The organism is Streptomyces sp. Xyl84, assembly GCF_059731885.1.
Window position 1 is genome coordinate 2,910,613 of the sequence record NZ_AP029182.1, and the last position, 15,487, is coordinate 2,926,099.

Consider the following 15,487-nt stretch of genomic DNA (forward strand, 5'->3'; position numbering starts at 1 on the left):
TCCCCGGGCGCCTGGCGCAGGAGGGATCTTCACCCGGCGCACCGTTCCCCGCCGCGGTCCGGGAATCGCGGCGGGAACAAGCGTCACCCCAGCCGCGGCTAGGGCGTGTTTCGAAAGTGGCGCTGTCCGCCCGGAGGGCGGGCCCCGCGGCGTCTGGTGCGTGTGATCGCAAGGCGGAGGGTCGTCCTCGTACCGGGCGTACGTGGTCGATCCCGACAACGCGGCGAGCGCGCGTGCCAGGCGTCGCGGGGCAGGCGGGACTTTCGAAACACGCCCTAGGCGTCCGCCCTCTCTGCGTCTCCCGCACCACCGGCACCCTCGAGGAGCGGACCGGGCTCCTCGCGCGCGCGACGGACCGCACGGGCCCGGCGCGTCGCGGGGGCTCGGGGTGTCGTGCGGGGCACGAAGGACACACCGGGCGGGCCGGGCACGGCAGCGGGGGCGAACGGAAGGACACCGGCGGCGCTCACCGCCGTACCGGCGGCACCGTGCGCGCCGCACGCCGGGTGGTCCGCTCCGCGCGCCCCGCCCGCGCCCCGTCCGAGGCCGCTGCCGCGACTGCCCACGAGGGCACCCGGGGGACAGAGCCGTCCTCCCGCGTGCCGACAGGAGGTCGGCCATGAAGGTCACCAGCGTCGCAGATCCCCTCCTCCCGTTCTGCCAGCGCCTCATCCCGGGCAGAATCGCGGGAGTGTCGGTGGGCCTGCTGAAGGCGACGGCCCTGGAGCTGGCGATCCTCGCCGGTCACGTCCTCCTCTACCCGTCGGGGATCGTCCAGGAGCGCCGCGCCGCCGAGACCCCGCTGCCCGCCCCGGGCGCCGCCCCCCAGCTGCCGGTCGAGGCGAAGCCGCCGGTGGTGCTGCTGCACGGTTTCATCGACAACCGTTCGGTCTTCGTGCTGCTGCGCCGCAACCTCGCCCAGCACGGCCGGCAGCGGGTGGAGTCCCTCAACTACTCGCCGCTGACCTGCGACATCCGCACCGCGGCCGAGCTGCTCGGCCGGCACATAGAGGAGATCTGCGAGCGCACGGGCAGCGAGCGGGTCGACGTCGTCGGGCACAGCCTCGGCGGACTGATAGCCCGCTACTACGTGCAGCGGCTCGGCGGTGACGCCCGCATCCGCACCCTCGTCACCCTGGGCACCCCGCACGCGGGGACCCGGGTCGCGCCGCTGGCCAACGCGCACCCGATCGTCCGTCAGATGCGGCCCGGGTCCGAGCTGATCGAGGAGCTGTCCGGTCCCGCGCCCGGCTGCCGCACCCACTTCGTCAGTTTCTGGAGCGACCTCGACCACCTGATGGACCCTCTGGAGTCGGCCTGCATCGAGCACCCGGACCTGCGGGCGGAGAACATCCGGGTGAGCGGCATCGGCCATCTCGCCCTGCCCGTGCACCCTGCCGTCGCGAGCGGGATACGGCAGGCCCTGGACACCGTACGGCCGGGGGACCCGTCGACGGCGCAGGGCGGGGGGCTGACCGTGGCCTGATCAGCCCTCGCCTCACTCCGCATTGACCCATCAGGGTCGAACATGACCTCGAACACAAACCCAAGGCCGTGTCCGCAGTCCGCCGAATCACGGCCGATTGCCCGTTTCCCGCGGGCAGGAAACCTGCCGAAGATTGTCGCGCCCACGTACCGCCGGGTACAGTCGCCGCACTGCTCTGGCAGCCCCTGTTGTCGAGGCGAAAGAGAAGTTGGTGAACGACCGCCACCCGTCGGGGACCGCGACGCCCCCGGCCCCGGCCTCCGACGACGCCTCGGCGCCCTATGCGCCGTACGGCGGACAGGAAGCCGCCTACGGTGACTTCACCACGTACGGCGACTACGACGCCACCGGATTTCACACCGGCACCCACACCACGGCGGCCTTCCCGGCCGACCCCCTCTTCGGTGACCTGCACACCGGCGACGCCCACGCGGCGGACGCCGGGACGACCGGCGCGTACGACACCACCCAGTGGTCCACCGGCAGCCACACCCTGACCCACCACGCGTACGCGGCCCAGCACCACGCCTCCTACGACACGGGCGCGTACGACACGACCGCCTGGTCCACCGGCTACCAGCATCTGTCCGCCGTGCCGCAGCAGCCGGCGCCCGTCGACGCCACCGGCCAGTGGGACACCAACGCCTGGCTCCAGGACCCGGCCGCGGCGGCCCCGGCCGAGCAGACCCAGCAGTGGGACTGGGGCACCCAGACCTTCGACACCGGCGCCTACGACGCCACCCAGTGGAACAGCGCCGGTGCGGCCGACGAGGGCCTTCCGCTGCCGCAGGAGCCGTCGGCCGGCCCCGATCCGGCCGCGACCGGTGAACTGCCCGTCCTCCCCGATCCGGAGGACCAGGGCCAGGACCAGGAGGAGGCCACCGCGGTGCCCGCGCCGCGCGCGGCCTCGCGCAGCGGGGGCCGTTCCCGGCGCCGGCCCGCCAAGCGGTCCGCGCTGCTGACCGTGGCGGTGCCCTCGGTCTGCGTGGTGGGCGTCGCCGGAATCGCCGCGGCCTCCGTCGGCAGCTTCACGGGCGACGACCAGGAGACCTCGGCGTCCGCCGCCGAGACCCATCCCGTGCAGGCGTCCACCGCCAACAACAAGCTGGACACCCAGCTCCAGAGCCTGTCCGCCGGGGCGAACGACTTCGCCGACCGGGCCAGCCGCACCCAGGAGCGCATCGACCTCAGGGCGCAGCAGGAGGCCGAGCGGAGGAAGGCCGCGGACGAGGCGGCGCGCAAGGAGCGGCTGCGTCCCAAGTTCGCGCTGCCGGTGGCGCAGAGGGGGCTCAGCGCCTACTTCGGCCAGGCCGGTGTCAACTGGATGTCCGTGCACACCGGCATCGACTTCCCCGTCTGGTACGGGACGACGGTCATGGCCGCCACCGACGGCACGGTCCGTACCCAGTTCAACAGCGCCTACGGCAACATGCTGATCCTCACCGCGAAGGACGGCACGGAGACGTGGTACTGCCACCTCTCCCGCTACCAGGTCGTCACCGGGGCCACCGTCAAGGCCGGGCAGCCGATCGCGTACTCGGGCAAGTCCGGCAACTCCACCGGCCCGCACCTGCACTTCGAGGTGCGCCCGGCCGGCGGGGCACCGATCGACCCGCTGCCGTGGCTGCGCAGCCACGGCCTGAACCCGACGTAGGGCCGACGGGGCCGAGGGCCGGTCCGGCCCCGGACCGCCCCCCCCGCCCGGAATCCGCCTTCGGCGGGGGCCACCGCTTCAGGTCCCGGAATCCGGCCGTCCGGCACGGCCCCAGGGCTCTGCCGGTCCTACAGCTTCTCGACCGGCGCGTAGCGCAGCAGCAGCCGCTTGGGCTTGGCGTCGCCGAAGTCGATCGTCGCCTCCGCGTTGCCACCGGTGCCCTTGACGGCGACCACCGTGCCGAGGCCGAACTGGTCGTGCGTGACCCGGTCTCCGACGGCGAGGGACACCACCGGCTTCTCCGCAGCGCGCCGGGTGGCGAAGCCCGAGGCACCGGCCGCCGACGAACGGGAACGGGACGACGACAGCGAGGCCGCCACCCCGGAGGCCGGACCGGAGGACACCGGCGCGGAGCCGCCCGTCCGCTTCCAGTCCACGTGCACGGCCGGGATCTCCTCCAGGAACCGGGAGGGCGGGTTGTACGACGGCTGGCCCCACGCGCTGCGCATCGCCGAACGGGTCAGGTACAGCCGCTCCCGCGCGCGCGTGATGCCGACGTAGGCCAGACGGCGCTCCTCCTCCAGCTCCTTGACCTGGCCGAGGGCGCGCATGTGCGGGAAGACGCCGTCCTCCATGCCGGTGAGGAAGACCACCGGGAACTCCAGGCCCTTGGCGGTGTGCAGGGTCATCAGGGTGATGACGCCGTCACCGTCCTCCTCGTCGGGGATCTGGTCGGAGTCGGCGACCAGGGCGACCTGCTCCAGGAACTCCGACAGCGCGACCGACTCCCCTTCACCGCGCTCCTGCTCGAACTCCAGGGCGACAGCCGCGAGTTCCTGGAGGTTCTCGATGCGGGTCTCGTCCTGCGGGTCGGTGGAGGACTGCAACTCGGCCAGGTAGCCCGTGCGTTCGAGGACCGCCTCCAGGACCGTGGCCGGACCGGCGCCCGACTCCACGATGGTGCGCAGTTCCTCCATCAGGGTGTTGAACCGCTTGACGGCGTTCGTCGACCGCGCGGCCATCCCGTACGCCTCGTCGACCCGGCGCAGCGCCTGCGGGAAGCTGATCTTCTCCCGCTGGGCGAGGGCGTCGATCATCGCCTCGGCGCGCTCGCCGATGCCCCGCTTGGGCACGTTGAGGATGCGCCGCAGCGGGACGGAGTCCTCGGGGTTGGCCAGGACGCGCAGGTAGGCGAGGACGTCCCGGACCTCCTTGCGCTCGTAGAAGCGGACGCCGCCGACCACCTTGTAGGGCAGGCCGACGCGGATGAAGATCTCTTCGAAGACACGGGACTGGGCGTTGGTGCGGTAGAAGACGGCGACGTCCCCGGCCTTGGCATCGCCCGCGTCCGTGAGGCGGTCTATCTCCTCGGCGACGAACTGTGCCTCGTCGTGCTCGGTGTCGGCGACGTACCCGGTGATCCGGGCGCCCGTGCCCGCGTTGGTCCACAGGTTCTTCGGGCGGCGGGACTCGTTGCGCTCGATGACCGCGTTGGCGGCGGACAGGATCGTCTGCGTGGAGCGGTAGTTCTGCTCCAGCAGGATCGTCGTCGCGTCCGGGTAGTCCTCCTCGAACTGGAGGATGTTGCGGATGGTCGCGCCGCGGAAGGCGTAGATCGACTGGTCGGCGTCACCCACCACGCACAGCTCGGCGGGCTGGAGGTCCTCCGGCCCGGGCGGTACGTCCGCGGGGTGCTCGCCGGTGCCGACGAGTTCCCGTACGAGGGCGTACTGGGCGTGGTTGGTGTCCTGGTACTCGTCGACCAGGACGTGCCGGAAGCGGCGGCGGTAGTGCTCGGCCACGTCCGGGAAGGCGCGCAGCAGATTGACCGTCGTCATGATCAGGTCGTCGAAGTCGAGGGCGTTGGCCTCGCGCAGCCGCGACTGGTAGAGGGCGTAGGCCTGGGCGAGGGTCTTCTCGAAGCCGTCGGTGGCCTGGGCGGCGAAGTCCTCCTCGTCGATCAGCTCGTTCTTGAGGTTGCTGATCTTGGCGCTGAAGGACTTGGGCGGGTAGCGCTTCGGGTCGAGGTCCAGGTCACGGCAGACCAGCGCCATCAGGCGCTTGGAGTCGGCGGCGTCGTAGATCGAGAAGGAGGAGGTGAAGCCGAGCTTCTTCGACTCGCGGCGCAGGATGCGCACGCACGCGCTGTGGAAGGTCATCACCCACATCGCGTTGGCCCGCGGGCCGACGAGCTGCTCGACGCGCTCCTTCATCTCACCGGCGGCCTTGTTGGTGAAGGTGATCGCCAGGATCTGGCCGGGGTGGACGCCGCGCTCGCCCAGCAGGTGGGCGATGCGGTGGGTGAGCACGCGGGTCTTGCCGGAACCGGCACCGGCCACGATGAGCAGCGGGGAGCCGGAGTGGACGACGGCGGCACGCTGGTTCTCGTTCAGTCCGTCCAGGAGGGCGGCCGGGTCCACGAGCGGGCGGGGGGCGCCGTCGCGGTAGTAGGCGTCCCGGTGGGCCTCGCGGTCCGGCGGCAGGTCGAACTTCCCGCCGAACAGATCGTCCGGAACCGGCTCCGGAGCGTGCTCGTCCTCGGGCGGCGGCGGGGGCTCGTCCTCGGGACCCCGAGGGGTCTGGAGGTCCGCCAGGAAGCTGTCGTCAAAGAGGCTGCTCATCGCTCTACGAGTCTAGGGCTCCCCACCGACAACGCGGGGCCGCCCCGGGGAGGTGACCGGTTTCACCGGCCGGGGGCGCTCGCCCCGCCGCACCACCGCGCCCCGCCGCACACCGGCCCCGCTCGGTACCACCCCGGAGCGGAACGCTTGCCCGCGCCCGCGCCGGTACGCGCGCCGCGCACGGTTTTCCGTCCCGGCGTGCGCGCCCCGTTCGCACGACGTGCCCCCGCACTAGCATCGGGATCATGCCCGTCACCTCACCTCTGCGCGCCTGGCTGGCGCAGCGTCCGCCCGCCGCCGGGGCCGCCGTGATGGCCTGCGGCATCGTGTCGATCGGACTGCAGCTGACGGGCCACGAGGTGCTGTCCCTCGCCGTCCTCGCCGTGGCCTGCGTCGCCTGGCTGGCCCTGGCCGCGGACTTCGTCCTGCGGCTGACGCGCGAACGGACTCGCTGGGCGGCCGAGGCGGGGACGCCGGCGGCGCTCACCGGGGTCGCTGCGACCGCGGTGCTGGGCACACGCTTCTCGAACCTGGGGTGGCAGCCGCTCGCCGAGGCGCTGCTCGCGCTGGCCGTGCTCCTGTGGCCGTGGCTGCTCTGGCGTGTCGTCCGCAACTCCCGGCGGCCCATGCCGGGGGCCGTCTTCCTGTGCTGCGTGGCCACGGAGGGGCTCGCCGTGCTCGGCGCGTCGCTGGCCCGGGCGCAGGCCACGGCCTGGCTGGCGCACACGGCGCTCGTCTTCTTCTGGCTGGGCCTGGTGCTCTACCTGTTCGCCCTGTCCCGTTTCGACCTGCGACAGGTGTTCGAGGGTCACGGCGACCACTGGGTCGCGGGCGGTGCGCTGGCGATCTCCGCGGTCGCCGGGGCGAAACTGATCGGCGCAGAGGGCGCGGGACACCATCTGTGGAACAACGACGACCACGGCGTCCTGCGCACCGTCACCCTCGGGCTGCTGGTGCTCGACCTCGCCTGGTACGCCGTCCTGCTCGTGGCGGAGGTGGTACGTCCCCGGCTGCGCTACGACGTGCGCCGCTGGTCGACCGTCTTCCCGCTGGGCATGACGGCCACGGCGGCGCTCTCGGTCGCCGCCGCCCTGCACGTCCCCGAGTTCAGGGGGCTCGGGGAGGTGCTGGTCTGGGTCGCGGTGGCGGCGTGGCTGGCCGTCGCGGCGGGGGCGGTCGCGGAGGCGCGCGCCGAACTCAGGGGCGCTGCGGCCTGAGCCTCACGCCCCCGGCGGGGGTGCTCAGGTCCACAGCACCGCGATGAAGATGTTCGCCATGGTCAGCAGGCCGACCAGCCCGAACATGCTCTTGTCGACCTTCTCGTCGTCGCGCTTGACGTAGACGAGACCGAGGATCACGATCAGCAGCGCCAGTTTCAGGCCGATCTTGACGGTGTTGACGTGATGGTCGTCGGCCTGGTTGAGGCCGACCAGGACGATGCCGGTGACCAGCATGGTCAGTGCGCCGTGCAGCATGCCGGGCACGAACCGGGCCGTGCCCTGGCCCATCGCCTTCATCTGGGTGAGGAAGCCGCCGAGCAGCGCGGCGATCCCGATGATGTGCAGGCCGACGAAGAGATGGATGAGTACGTCCATGAGGCCGGAGCCTAACGAGAGGCCTCCGAGCCGCCGGACACCGGCCCGGCCACCGGCACGTCCCGGGGGTTCCGGGGGCGCCCGGCCCCGGGGGTTCCGGGGGCGACGGTCCCGGGGGTTCCGGGGGCGACGGTCCCGGGGACACCCGGTCCCGGCCGGTCCGGCCCGGGCGGTCGGGCCGGTGTGCATATATGCGCCACATAGCACCTGCCGGTCCCCCATGCCCCCGAACCGGCACATCGGTCATCGCTCTCCGTGAAGACGATGCCGTCGGGTGGCGCTCATGGTCACTTCCGGTCACGGGTCGGACCAGTCACGGCAGTTCCGTACAACCTCTCACTCCTGCGGCACGGCGGGTCCTAGCGTCCTTCCCCAGGTGACCGGCTCCCCACCGCCGTCCGGGCCGGGTCCCGTCGTCCCATGGCCCTCGTCCGCCCCGAGAGCGCGTGCACCGCGTCCCGAGGCGGACGGGGAGGTGACGGCAGGGCCTGGGGGCGGCAGCCGGGCACCACCGCCAAGAAGTCCGGCGGCGGACCGTTCCCCTGTGCGGGCCGCCGCCGGACGCGCAGAGCCCGCCTCCACGGCCGGCCGGACGAAGGGACGTGACGGTCCACGTGGCCTCGCACCGCAAGCCCCGACCACGCTCACTCAGCGGCAGCACAGCCCGTACGGCCCTCACCCTCGTCCTCGCGGGCGCGGCGACGGCCACGGTCTTCGACGGCACCGGACATGCCGCACCGCAGCCGGCACCCGAGCAGGTCAGGGCCCGGGTGGACCGGCTGTACCAGGAGGCGGAGGCCGCCACCGAGAAGTACGACGGTGCCCAGGAGCAGGCGGACGCGGCCGGGAAACGGCTGCGGGCCCTGGGCGACGAGGCGGCTCGCGGACAGGCCAGGCTCAACGCGGCGCGTGACGCCCTGGGCTCGATCGCCGCGGAGCAGTACCGGAACGGCGGAATCGATCCCACCGTCCAGTTCCTGCTCTCCGACGATCCCCGGCACTACCTGGAAGGCGCCGAACTGGCGGAGCGGGCGGGCGCCCGCCAGACCGCGGCCGTGGCCGGGGTGCACCGGGAGCTGAGGAGGCTCGACCATGTGCGCGGAGCGGCACGCACCGAGCTGGCCTCGCTCCGCGCGCGCCAGGCGGAACTGCGGCGGCACAAGAAGACGATCAACACGAAACTGGACGAGGCCAGGCGGCTGCTGGCCCGGCTCACCCCGCCGCAGCGCCTGGCGATCGGCGAGGACCCGGCCGCGGGGCGGGCGTCCCGGTCCACGGCCGGGTCCCGGGCCGCGCTCGGCGCCCCGGGACCTGATGCGGCCCCCGCGGTCCGTGCGGCCGCAGCCCCCGCCTCCCGCGCGGCGGCGGCCGTCGCCTACGCCTACCAGAAGCTCGGCAGCCCCTATGTGTGGGGCGCCACCGGGCCCGACGCCTTCGACTGCTCCGGCCTGGTCCAGGCGGCCTACCGCTCCGCCGGCATCGCGCTCCCCCGCACCACCTACGCCCAGATCGGCGCCGGCCGGCGGGTCTCCCGCTCCGCACTGCGCCCCGGTGACCTGGTGTTCTTCTACTCCGGGGTCAGCCATGTCGGCATCTACGTGGGCCAGGGGCAGATGATCCACGCCCCGAACCCGTCGGCGCCGGTCCGGCTGGCGCCCATCGACCAGATGCCGTTCGCCGGGGCGACCCGGGTGGCGTGACGGGAGGGGTCTCCCCGCGACGCGCGCCAGGTCAGACCAGGCGGCGGGCCGTGGCCCAGCGGGTCAGCTCGTGACGGTTGGACAGCTGCAGCTTGCGCAGCACCGCCGACACATGGGACTCCACCGTCTTCACGGAGATGAAGAGCTGCTTGGCGATCTCCTTGTAGGCGTAACCCCGGGCGATGAGCCTCAGCACCTCACGCTCGCGCTGGGTGAGGCGGTCCAGGTCCTCGTCGACCGGCGGGGCGTCGGTGGAGGCGAACGCGTCCAGGACGAACCCGGCCAGCCGGGGGGAGAAGACGGCGTCGCCCTCCTGCACCCGGAAGATCGAGTCGATGAGGTCGGAGCCGGTGATCGTCTTCGTCACGTATCCGCGGGCCCCGCCGCGGATCACCCCGATCACGTCCTCCGCCGCGTCCGACACGGACAGCGCGAGGAAGCGGACGGGACGCTCGGCATCCGCCATCAGCGCGGCACAGCGGCGCAGCACCTCCACCCCGCCGCCGCCCGGAAGGTGGACGTCGAGGAGGACCACCTCCGGACGGGTCCCGGTGATGACCTCGACCGCCTGGTCGACGTCCGGGGCCTCACCGACGACCTCGACACCGGTCTCGTCGGTCCGCCCGATCTCGGCCTGGACCCCCGTACGGAACATGCGGTGGTCGTCGACGAGGACCACGCGCACGTGCCGCCCGCCCGCGGCCCCGGCCGCCTCCGCGCTGTCCGCTGACGCCGTGCCGTTCGCCTCGGTCGGGTCGCTCATCACGTGTTCTCCGCCCTCTCCATCTCCAGCTCGACCTCCGTGCCGCCGTCCGGCACCGCGCGCAACCGGGCGGTTCCCCCGTTGCGCTCCATGCGGCCGATGATCGATTCTCTGACACCCATGCGGTCGGTGGGTATCGCGTCGAGATCGAACCCCGGCCCCCGGTCACGGACGGACACGAAGACCGTCCTGCCCTCGACTTCGGCGTACACCTGTACGGCGCCGCCCTCGCCACCGTACTTGGCGGCGTTCACCATGGCTTCCCTCGCGGCCTGCATCTGGGCGCCGACGCGCTCGTCGAGCGGGCAGTCGCCGACCACGACCACCTCGAGGGGCACGCCGTGCTTGTCCTCCACCTCGGCGGCGTTGCGCCTCACGGCTTCCGCCAGGGTCGCCGGCTCGTCGTCCTCGTCCTTGCCGTTGCCCTCCGGGTTGTAGAGCCAGGCGCGCAGGTCGCGCTCCTGGGCGCGGGCGAGACGGCGCACCTCGCCCGCGTTCTCCGCGTTGCGCTGGATCAGGGTCAGGGTGTGCAGCACTGAGTCGTGGACATGGGCGGCGACCTCGGCACGCTCCTGCGCACGGATGCGCATCAGCCGCTCCTCGGAGAGGTCCTGGGTCATCCGGACCAGGTACGGACCGGCGAGCAGGGTGATGCCGACGAGGACGGCGAGGCCCGCCTGGAGGACGGAGCCGAGGTGGGCGGCGGATCCCTGCAGGACGAAGATGGCGGAGACACCCGCGGTGACCAGCAGGACGCCGGCGCCGGCGCGCAGCAGCGTGAGCGTACGGCGACGGCGGCCGACCTCGACCCAGCGGGCCCGCCGCGCGTTGTCCGCCTGGCGCCAGACCAGGGCGACGCCCGCGGCGACGAGGACGGCCGGCAGGAGGTAGACCTTCGCGCCGCCGCCCAGATTCACGCTGCCGACGAAGACCGACGCCACCACGACCATGAGCAGCAGGGCGACGAGCTGGCCCTTGTCCGGTCTGCGGGTGACGATCCTGCGGCGGCCGTCCGGCGAGGTCTCCGTCGTGACGAGGGACGGCGGTCTCTGGCCGCCGACACCGCCGACCCCGAGGGGGACGAAGAACCAGAAGGCCGCATACAGCAGCGCGCCGAGTCCGTCGGCCATGAACAGTCCGGCGAAGACCAGCCGCACCCAGACCACGGGCAGCCCGAGGTGCCCGGCGAGGCCCCGCGCCACTCCGCCGAGCCAGCGTCCGTCGCTGCTGCGGTAGAGCTTGCGCGGCGGCCGCGGGTCGTCGAGGGGCAGGGCTGCGGCTTCCGGCATGCCAACGATGGTCACATGCCCGCCGGACGGAGGCATCAGGGTCCGCCCCCGAGACTCCCCTGATCTTCCCGCCCCTTGCCGGGGCGGCCCGGGAACGGGCTCCGGGGCCGGGCTCCGGGCGGCTCGTACCGGGGGCTCCGCGCCGGCCGTCGAACGCATCCCGGGCGGGGCTCAGGGGCGAATCAGGGTTCTGCCAGGGTCTTCCCGACTGCCGCGGCGGCGGCGCGCCCGTCACCATGGACGCATGACGAATCACCAGCACGCCGCGACGGGTCCGGAACCCGGCCCCGGCCCTCGCCCGGTCCGGGGCGCGGGGCCCGGAGCCGCCGCGCCCGGTGCGGGTGCGGGTGAGGAACCGCGCCCGCACGGGCGGACGCCCCCGCGCAGTACAGAAGGACGACCGGGCGCGCAGGAACCACCGGGCGCACGCGGAGAGCGGAGCACCGGCGAAGAGCCGAGCGCGGAGAAGACACCGGGCGCACGCGGAGAGCCGAGTGCCGGCGCAGCAGCGGGTGCGGGCGGACGACCGCGTACGAGCGGAGCATCAGGTGCAGGCGGACGACCGGAGCCGCCGGGCGGCGGGCCCGGCCCGACCGGAGGGGCGAACGTGACGGGGACAGCGGGGGCGGCCGGCGGGCCGCAGGCGGGGGGCCGGGCGGGCTCCGCGACCGCCGGGAGCCCGGAAGGCACCGAGGGCGGCTCGCCGGGGTTCCGGCGGGACCGGCGGCACAAGGTGCTCGCCGGGGTCTGCTCGGGGCTCGGGCGGCGGTGCGACATGGATCCGGTGATCTTCCGGATCACCCTGGCCGTGCTCGCCGCCACGGGCGGCATAGGCCTCATCTTCTACGGGTTCGCCTGGCTCTTCATGCCGTTCGACGACGAGGAAGAGAACGAGGTGCGCAAGCTCCTCACCGGGCGGGTGGACGGCCCCGCACTGGCCGCCGTGCTCTTCGCCCTGGTCGGCTGCGGGGTGTTCCTCTCGATGCTGACCAACGGCGACGTGCTCAGCTTCGCCGTCGTCCTCTCCCTGCTCCTCGCGGGGGCGGGGTACTGGTCGCAGCACCGCGGCTCCGCCGATCCCGACCCCCTGGCCGTCCAGGCCACCGCCGACGCGCCACCGGAGGCCAAGGCGCCCCCGGTCCCCGCCTCCTACCCGTCCTGGTGGCGGGAGCCGATCGTCAAGGACGGCACCCACGTCGGCGGAACCGGCTACCTGTGGGGTCCGCGGGACACACGCGACCGGGACGTCGCGGCGGCCGTGAACATCAGCCGCGACGGGCGCGGAAGAGAGACCGCGCGCCCGCCCCGTCCGCAACCGCTCCGGTCTCGGGGACCTCGCCGGATCGGCGGCTGGGTCTTCCTGCTCGCCCTGGTGGCCGGCGGCCTCGGTACGCGGCTGACCTGGGGCGACCACACGCTGGGCATCAGCCTGCAGACCGGGCTGGCCTGCGCGCTCGGCGTCCTCGGACTGGGCATCGCGGTCAGCGCGTTCCTCGGGAGGACCGGCGCGGGCTCGGTCCTGCTGGCCGTCGTCACCGCGGCCCTCCTCGCCGCGTCCACGGCGCTGCCCGGCAACGTCACCGCCCACTGGTCGCACACGACCTGGAGACCGGCCGCGGTGACGGAGGTCCGCCCGAAGTACGACCTGGGCACCGGCGAGGGCACCCTCGACCTGACCCGAATACGCCCGGGCCACGGCCGCACCGTGACGACGCGGGCCGACGTGGGCGTGGGACGGCTCCGGGTCGTCCTCCCCGAGGACGTGACCCTGCGGGCGAACATCGACGTGGGCGTCGGCGACATCCAGTTGCCGGGCGACGGCTCGCAGGACGTGGACGTGGCACCGGGCCGGCACCAGCAGGTCACGCTGGTGCCGGCAGCGGGCGGCAAGAGCGCGGGGACAGTCGATCTCGATCTGCACGTGGGTGTTGGACAGGCGGAGGTGAGCCGTGCGGCTTCATGAGTTCCAGCCCGGGAAGCTGGTGGCGGGCGTCTGTCTCATCGGCGCGGCCGTCGCCTACGCCGGGGACGCGGGCGGCCTCTGGGAGACGCCGTGGTTCGTGGCCGTGCCCGTCGTGGTGGGCGGCCTCTGCCTGGCGGGCGCGGTGGCGGTGGTCAACCGGTCCGTACGCCGCCGCAGAACACCGCGCGGCCCGGACTTCGACGAGGCCCGCTAGGTGTATTGACCTGCAGGGTTGTTCACACGGCTGATCGGTGGCCCCGCGAGCCCGGCGTGATCCGGAGGAGAGGTCCTAACGGTAGTTCCCGAAGCCCCGGCGTCGTCGTCTCGGCAGGACGGCGTCCAGGGAGAACACGGGGGTGCCGGCGAGGACGAGGGGGATCCAGGCCATGAGGTAGGCGAGGTCGTTGCCGTAGTAGTAGGGGGTGGTGGCCCAGCTGACCGTGAGCCACAGGCTGAGGGAGATGAGCGCTCCGCCGAGCGCGGCCAGGCGGCCCAGCAGACCGAGCAGGGTGCCGATGCCGACGGCGAGTTCACCGAGGGCGATGGCGTAGCCGAAGCCGACCGGGTTCTTCAGGGCCAGGTCGACGAGGGCCGGGATGGCGGAGGAGCCGCGGACCGCGCGCATCGTGTCACCGAGCGACCCGGGACCGGCGGCCCTCATGAAGGTGCTGTCGGTGAGTTTGTCCAGGCCCGCGTAGATGAAGGTGACGCCCAGGAAGAGACGGAGAGGAAGGAGGGCGTAGCGGCCGGCGGTGTCCCGCCAGGTGCCGCGCCGGTCGAGGTACGAGGTCTGCGTGCCCGTACGAAGGCTGTGAGTCATCGTTACCAGCCGCCTCTCGCCTCTCACCGCACTGCCGTTCACCCCTCGACAGACGATACGTGTGCGAGAAAGGAGTCGCTCACCCCGGCCGGACTTTTTTGCGGCGTCCGTATGGATCAGGCGTCCGGTTGGCCCCGGGCTCCTCACCCCTCGGTGTTCGGTCCCGTTCCCCCGGCCGGCGTGCGGGCCCGTCGCCTCCCGCACGGCGACACGGCGGCCAGCGCGAGGCCCCGGTCACCCGGACGCCCCGGTCACTCCGTCACGTCGATCGCGTACCGGTTGGTCTCCACGCCCGCCGCGGTCACCAGCTGCACCTCGACGCGGCCCGGCTCCACGTCCGCCGGGACCGGCACGGTCAGCACGGTGTCCGTGGGGTTGCTGAACCCTCCGGTGACGGGCACCAGGGGCACGTGGACATTGACCGCGCCGATGCGGACCACCATCCGCGCCAGCCGGTCGGCGCCCTGCGCACCCGGTGGGACGAATCCGGCGCCGCGGATCTCGATGTCGTCACCGGTGCGGACCGGCGCGTCCAGGTCGCCGGCCTCCCGGGCCCGGACCACCGAGAGGATCACCGGGCGCCCGCCCTCCGCGTACTTGCCCGCCAGGTAGGTCGCGGCGGACACCAGCGTCACCACCGCCAGCCCCCAGGGCAGGTCGGGCAGCTGATCGGGCCGTCTGGCCAGCCGCACCGCGGCGAAGACCAGGGCGACGGCGTTGATCAGGACGTACTGGATGTCCGCGAAGGCGCCGCGTCCCGCGTCGTCGGTCAGCAGGTCGGCCGAGCGCGGCCGGTCCGCCCGTACCTTCTGCAGCCGCTGTCCCAGGACCCGCAGCCCGACCACCCGCCGGACCAGCACGGCGATCCCGCACACCACGGCGAGCACGGTGACCGCACCGGCGCCCCGGGCGAGTTCCAGGCCCGAGATGAGGGCATCGCGTTCCGCGTGGTCGGAGGCGGCCGCCAGCCGGCCCACCAGCACCAGCACCGCGTACGCCACGAACAGCACCCACGACGCGGCGACCGAACGGGAGGTGGAGAGTCTGTTGTCCTCGCCGATGACCGGGGCCAGCACGCCGCCGCGCGCCCGGTGGAACCACGAGGCGGCCGTCAGCGCCGCGGCCACGGTCACCGCCGCCAGCAGGGCCGCCGTGCGGGCGGTGCTCCAGCCCGCCCCGATCGCGGTGAGCGCCTGCACCAGAAGCAGTACGACCACCGCGGCCCAGACCGTGTACGACGTCCAGCGCCACAGCCGTACCAGCCATGCGTCGCCCTCGGCCCGGCGGCGGGCGGCGACGAGTTCGGCGGACTGCGTCAGTTCCTCCGACACCCACTGCCGGGAGGCCGACACGGAGTGGGCCACCGCCGCCGGCAGCCCCTGCCCCGCGGCGAACTCGTCCCGTTTGAGGAGGAACGCGGCCACGGCCTGCCGGTGTCCCGCTCGCGCCCCGTGCGGACAGTCCCCGCAGGTGCAGCCGCCCGCGTGGGCGTGCGCCCCCGGTCCCGCGCCGTCTCTCGCTTCCTGCACCGCCACGCCCGACGCCCGCCTTCCCCGGAACCCGCAGCCGCCCTGCGGACAACACCCCTACGCCGAC

Annotated in this window: 12 protein-coding genes; 6 read left to right on the top strand and 6 right to left on the bottom strand. The window is 73.3% G+C overall.

Annotation, left to right across the window (positions count from 1 at the left end; all coding sequences use genetic code 11):
- Window positions 1–619: 619 nt before the first annotated feature.
- Together AC6I72_RS12450 and AC6I72_RS12455 are read left to right on the top strand one after the other, a co-directional pair.
- Window positions 620–1,486, top strand: coding sequence for an esterase/lipase family protein (locus AC6I72_RS12450; RefSeq protein WP_498000847.1), 867 nt, complete (start codon window positions 620–622; stop codon window positions 1,484–1,486).
- Window positions 1,487–1,697: 211 nt separating this feature from the next.
- Window positions 1,698–3,140 (top strand): M23 family metallopeptidase, encoded by a 1,443-nt coding sequence (locus AC6I72_RS12455; RefSeq protein ID WP_498000848.1) that lies wholly within the window; start codon window positions 1,698–1,700, stop codon window positions 3,138–3,140.
- Between the two features lie 128 nt (window positions 3,141–3,268).
- Here AC6I72_RS12455 and pcrA read toward each other — a convergent pair whose 3' ends face one another.
- Window positions 3,269–5,761: a DNA helicase PcrA gene (gene pcrA / locus AC6I72_RS12460; protein ID WP_498000849.1), complete on the bottom strand. Its 2,493-nt coding sequence runs from the start codon at window positions 5,759–5,761 to the stop codon at window positions 3,269–3,271.
- A gap of 245 nt (window positions 5,762–6,006) precedes the next feature.
- On the opposite strand from pcrA, the gene AC6I72_RS12465 reads away from it, so the two are divergent.
- A complete protein-coding gene (locus AC6I72_RS12465) occupies window positions 6,007–6,978 on the top strand; it encodes a tellurite resistance/C4-dicarboxylate transporter family protein (RefSeq protein ID WP_498000850.1) in 972 nt (323 codons plus the stop codon).
- 24 nt (window positions 6,979–7,002) lie between these two features.
- Here AC6I72_RS12465 and AC6I72_RS12470 read toward each other — a convergent pair whose 3' ends face one another.
- Window positions 7,003–7,356: a hypothetical protein gene (locus AC6I72_RS12470; RefSeq protein ID WP_498000851.1), complete on the bottom strand. Its 354-nt coding sequence runs from the start codon at window positions 7,354–7,356 to the stop codon at window positions 7,003–7,005.
- A gap of 614 nt (window positions 7,357–7,970) precedes the next feature.
- Between AC6I72_RS12470 and AC6I72_RS12475 the strand changes: the two genes are divergently transcribed.
- The gene (locus AC6I72_RS12475; protein WP_498004669.1) at window positions 7,971–9,056 is read left to right on the top strand and encodes a C40 family peptidase; all 1,086 of its coding nucleotides are present in this window, start codon (window positions 7,971–7,973) and stop codon (window positions 9,054–9,056) included.
- Window positions 9,057–9,087: 31 nt separating this feature from the next.
- On the opposite strand, the gene AC6I72_RS12480 is transcribed toward AC6I72_RS12475, so the two are convergent.
- Together AC6I72_RS12480 and AC6I72_RS12485 are read right to left on the bottom strand one after the other, a co-directional pair.
- A complete protein-coding gene (locus tag AC6I72_RS12480) occupies window positions 9,088–9,819 on the bottom strand; it encodes a LuxR C-terminal-related transcriptional regulator (RefSeq protein ID WP_498000852.1) in 732 nt (243 codons plus the stop codon).
- The gene (locus AC6I72_RS12485; RefSeq protein ID WP_498000853.1) at window positions 9,819–11,108 is read right to left on the bottom strand and encodes an ATP-binding protein; all 1,290 of its coding nucleotides are present in this window, start codon (window positions 11,106–11,108) and stop codon (window positions 9,819–9,821) included. The genes AC6I72_RS12480 and AC6I72_RS12485 overlap by 1 nt, the downstream gene beginning before the upstream one ends.
- Window positions 11,109–11,715: 607 nt before the next feature.
- On the opposite strand from AC6I72_RS12485, the gene AC6I72_RS12490 reads away from it, so the two are divergent.
- Together AC6I72_RS12490 and AC6I72_RS12495 are read left to right on the top strand one after the other, a co-directional pair.
- On the top strand, window positions 11,716–13,071 hold the full coding sequence (locus AC6I72_RS12490) for a PspC domain-containing protein (RefSeq protein ID WP_498000854.1): 1,356 nt from the start codon (window positions 11,716–11,718) through the stop codon (window positions 13,069–13,071).
- Window positions 13,058–13,285 carry a hypothetical protein gene (locus AC6I72_RS12495; RefSeq protein WP_498000855.1) on the top strand — a complete coding sequence of 76 codons (228 nt, stop codon included), beginning with the start codon at window positions 13,058–13,060 and terminating at the stop codon, window positions 13,283–13,285. The genes AC6I72_RS12490 and AC6I72_RS12495 overlap by 14 nt, the downstream gene beginning before the upstream one ends.
- 75 nt (window positions 13,286–13,360) lie before the next feature.
- Here AC6I72_RS12495 and AC6I72_RS12500 read toward each other — a convergent pair whose 3' ends face one another.
- Both AC6I72_RS12500 and AC6I72_RS12505 read right to left on the bottom strand, forming a co-directional pair.
- Entirely contained in the window at window positions 13,361–13,891 is a 531-nt protein-coding gene (locus tag AC6I72_RS12500) for a DoxX family membrane protein (protein WP_498000856.1), read from the bottom strand.
- A gap of 251 nt (window positions 13,892–14,142) precedes the next feature.
- Window positions 14,143–15,426, bottom strand: a complete 1,284-nt coding sequence (locus AC6I72_RS12505; protein WP_498000857.1) for a hypothetical protein — start codon at window positions 15,424–15,426, stop codon at window positions 14,143–14,145.
- Window positions 15,427–15,487: the final 61 nt, after the last annotated feature.

Bases quoted from the DNA above. Each gene is read 5' to 3' on its own strand.
- AC6I72_RS12470 (WP_498000851.1), bottom strand. From the start codon at position 7,356: ATGGACGTACTCATCCATCTCTTCGTCGGCCTGCACATCATCGGGATC.
- pcrA (WP_498000849.1), bottom strand. From the start codon at position 5,761: ATGAGCAGCCTCTTTGACGACAGCTTCCTGGCGGACCTCCAGACCCCT.
- AC6I72_RS12485 (WP_498000853.1), bottom strand. From the start codon at position 11,108: ATGCCGGAAGCCGCAGCCCTGCCCCTCGACGACCCGCGGCCGCCGCGC.
- AC6I72_RS12500 (WP_498000856.1), bottom strand. From the start codon at position 13,891: ATGACTCACAGCCTTCGTACGGGCACGCAGACCTCGTACCTCGACCGG.
- AC6I72_RS12450 (WP_498000847.1), top strand. From the start codon at position 620: ATGAAGGTCACCAGCGTCGCAGATCCCCTCCTCCCGTTCTGCCAGCGC.
- AC6I72_RS12465 (WP_498000850.1), top strand. From the start codon at position 6,007: ATGCCCGTCACCTCACCTCTGCGCGCCTGGCTGGCGCAGCGTCCGCCC.
- AC6I72_RS12480 (WP_498000852.1), bottom strand. From the start codon at position 9,819: ATGAGCGACCCGACCGAGGCGAACGGCACGGCGTCAGCGGACAGCGCG.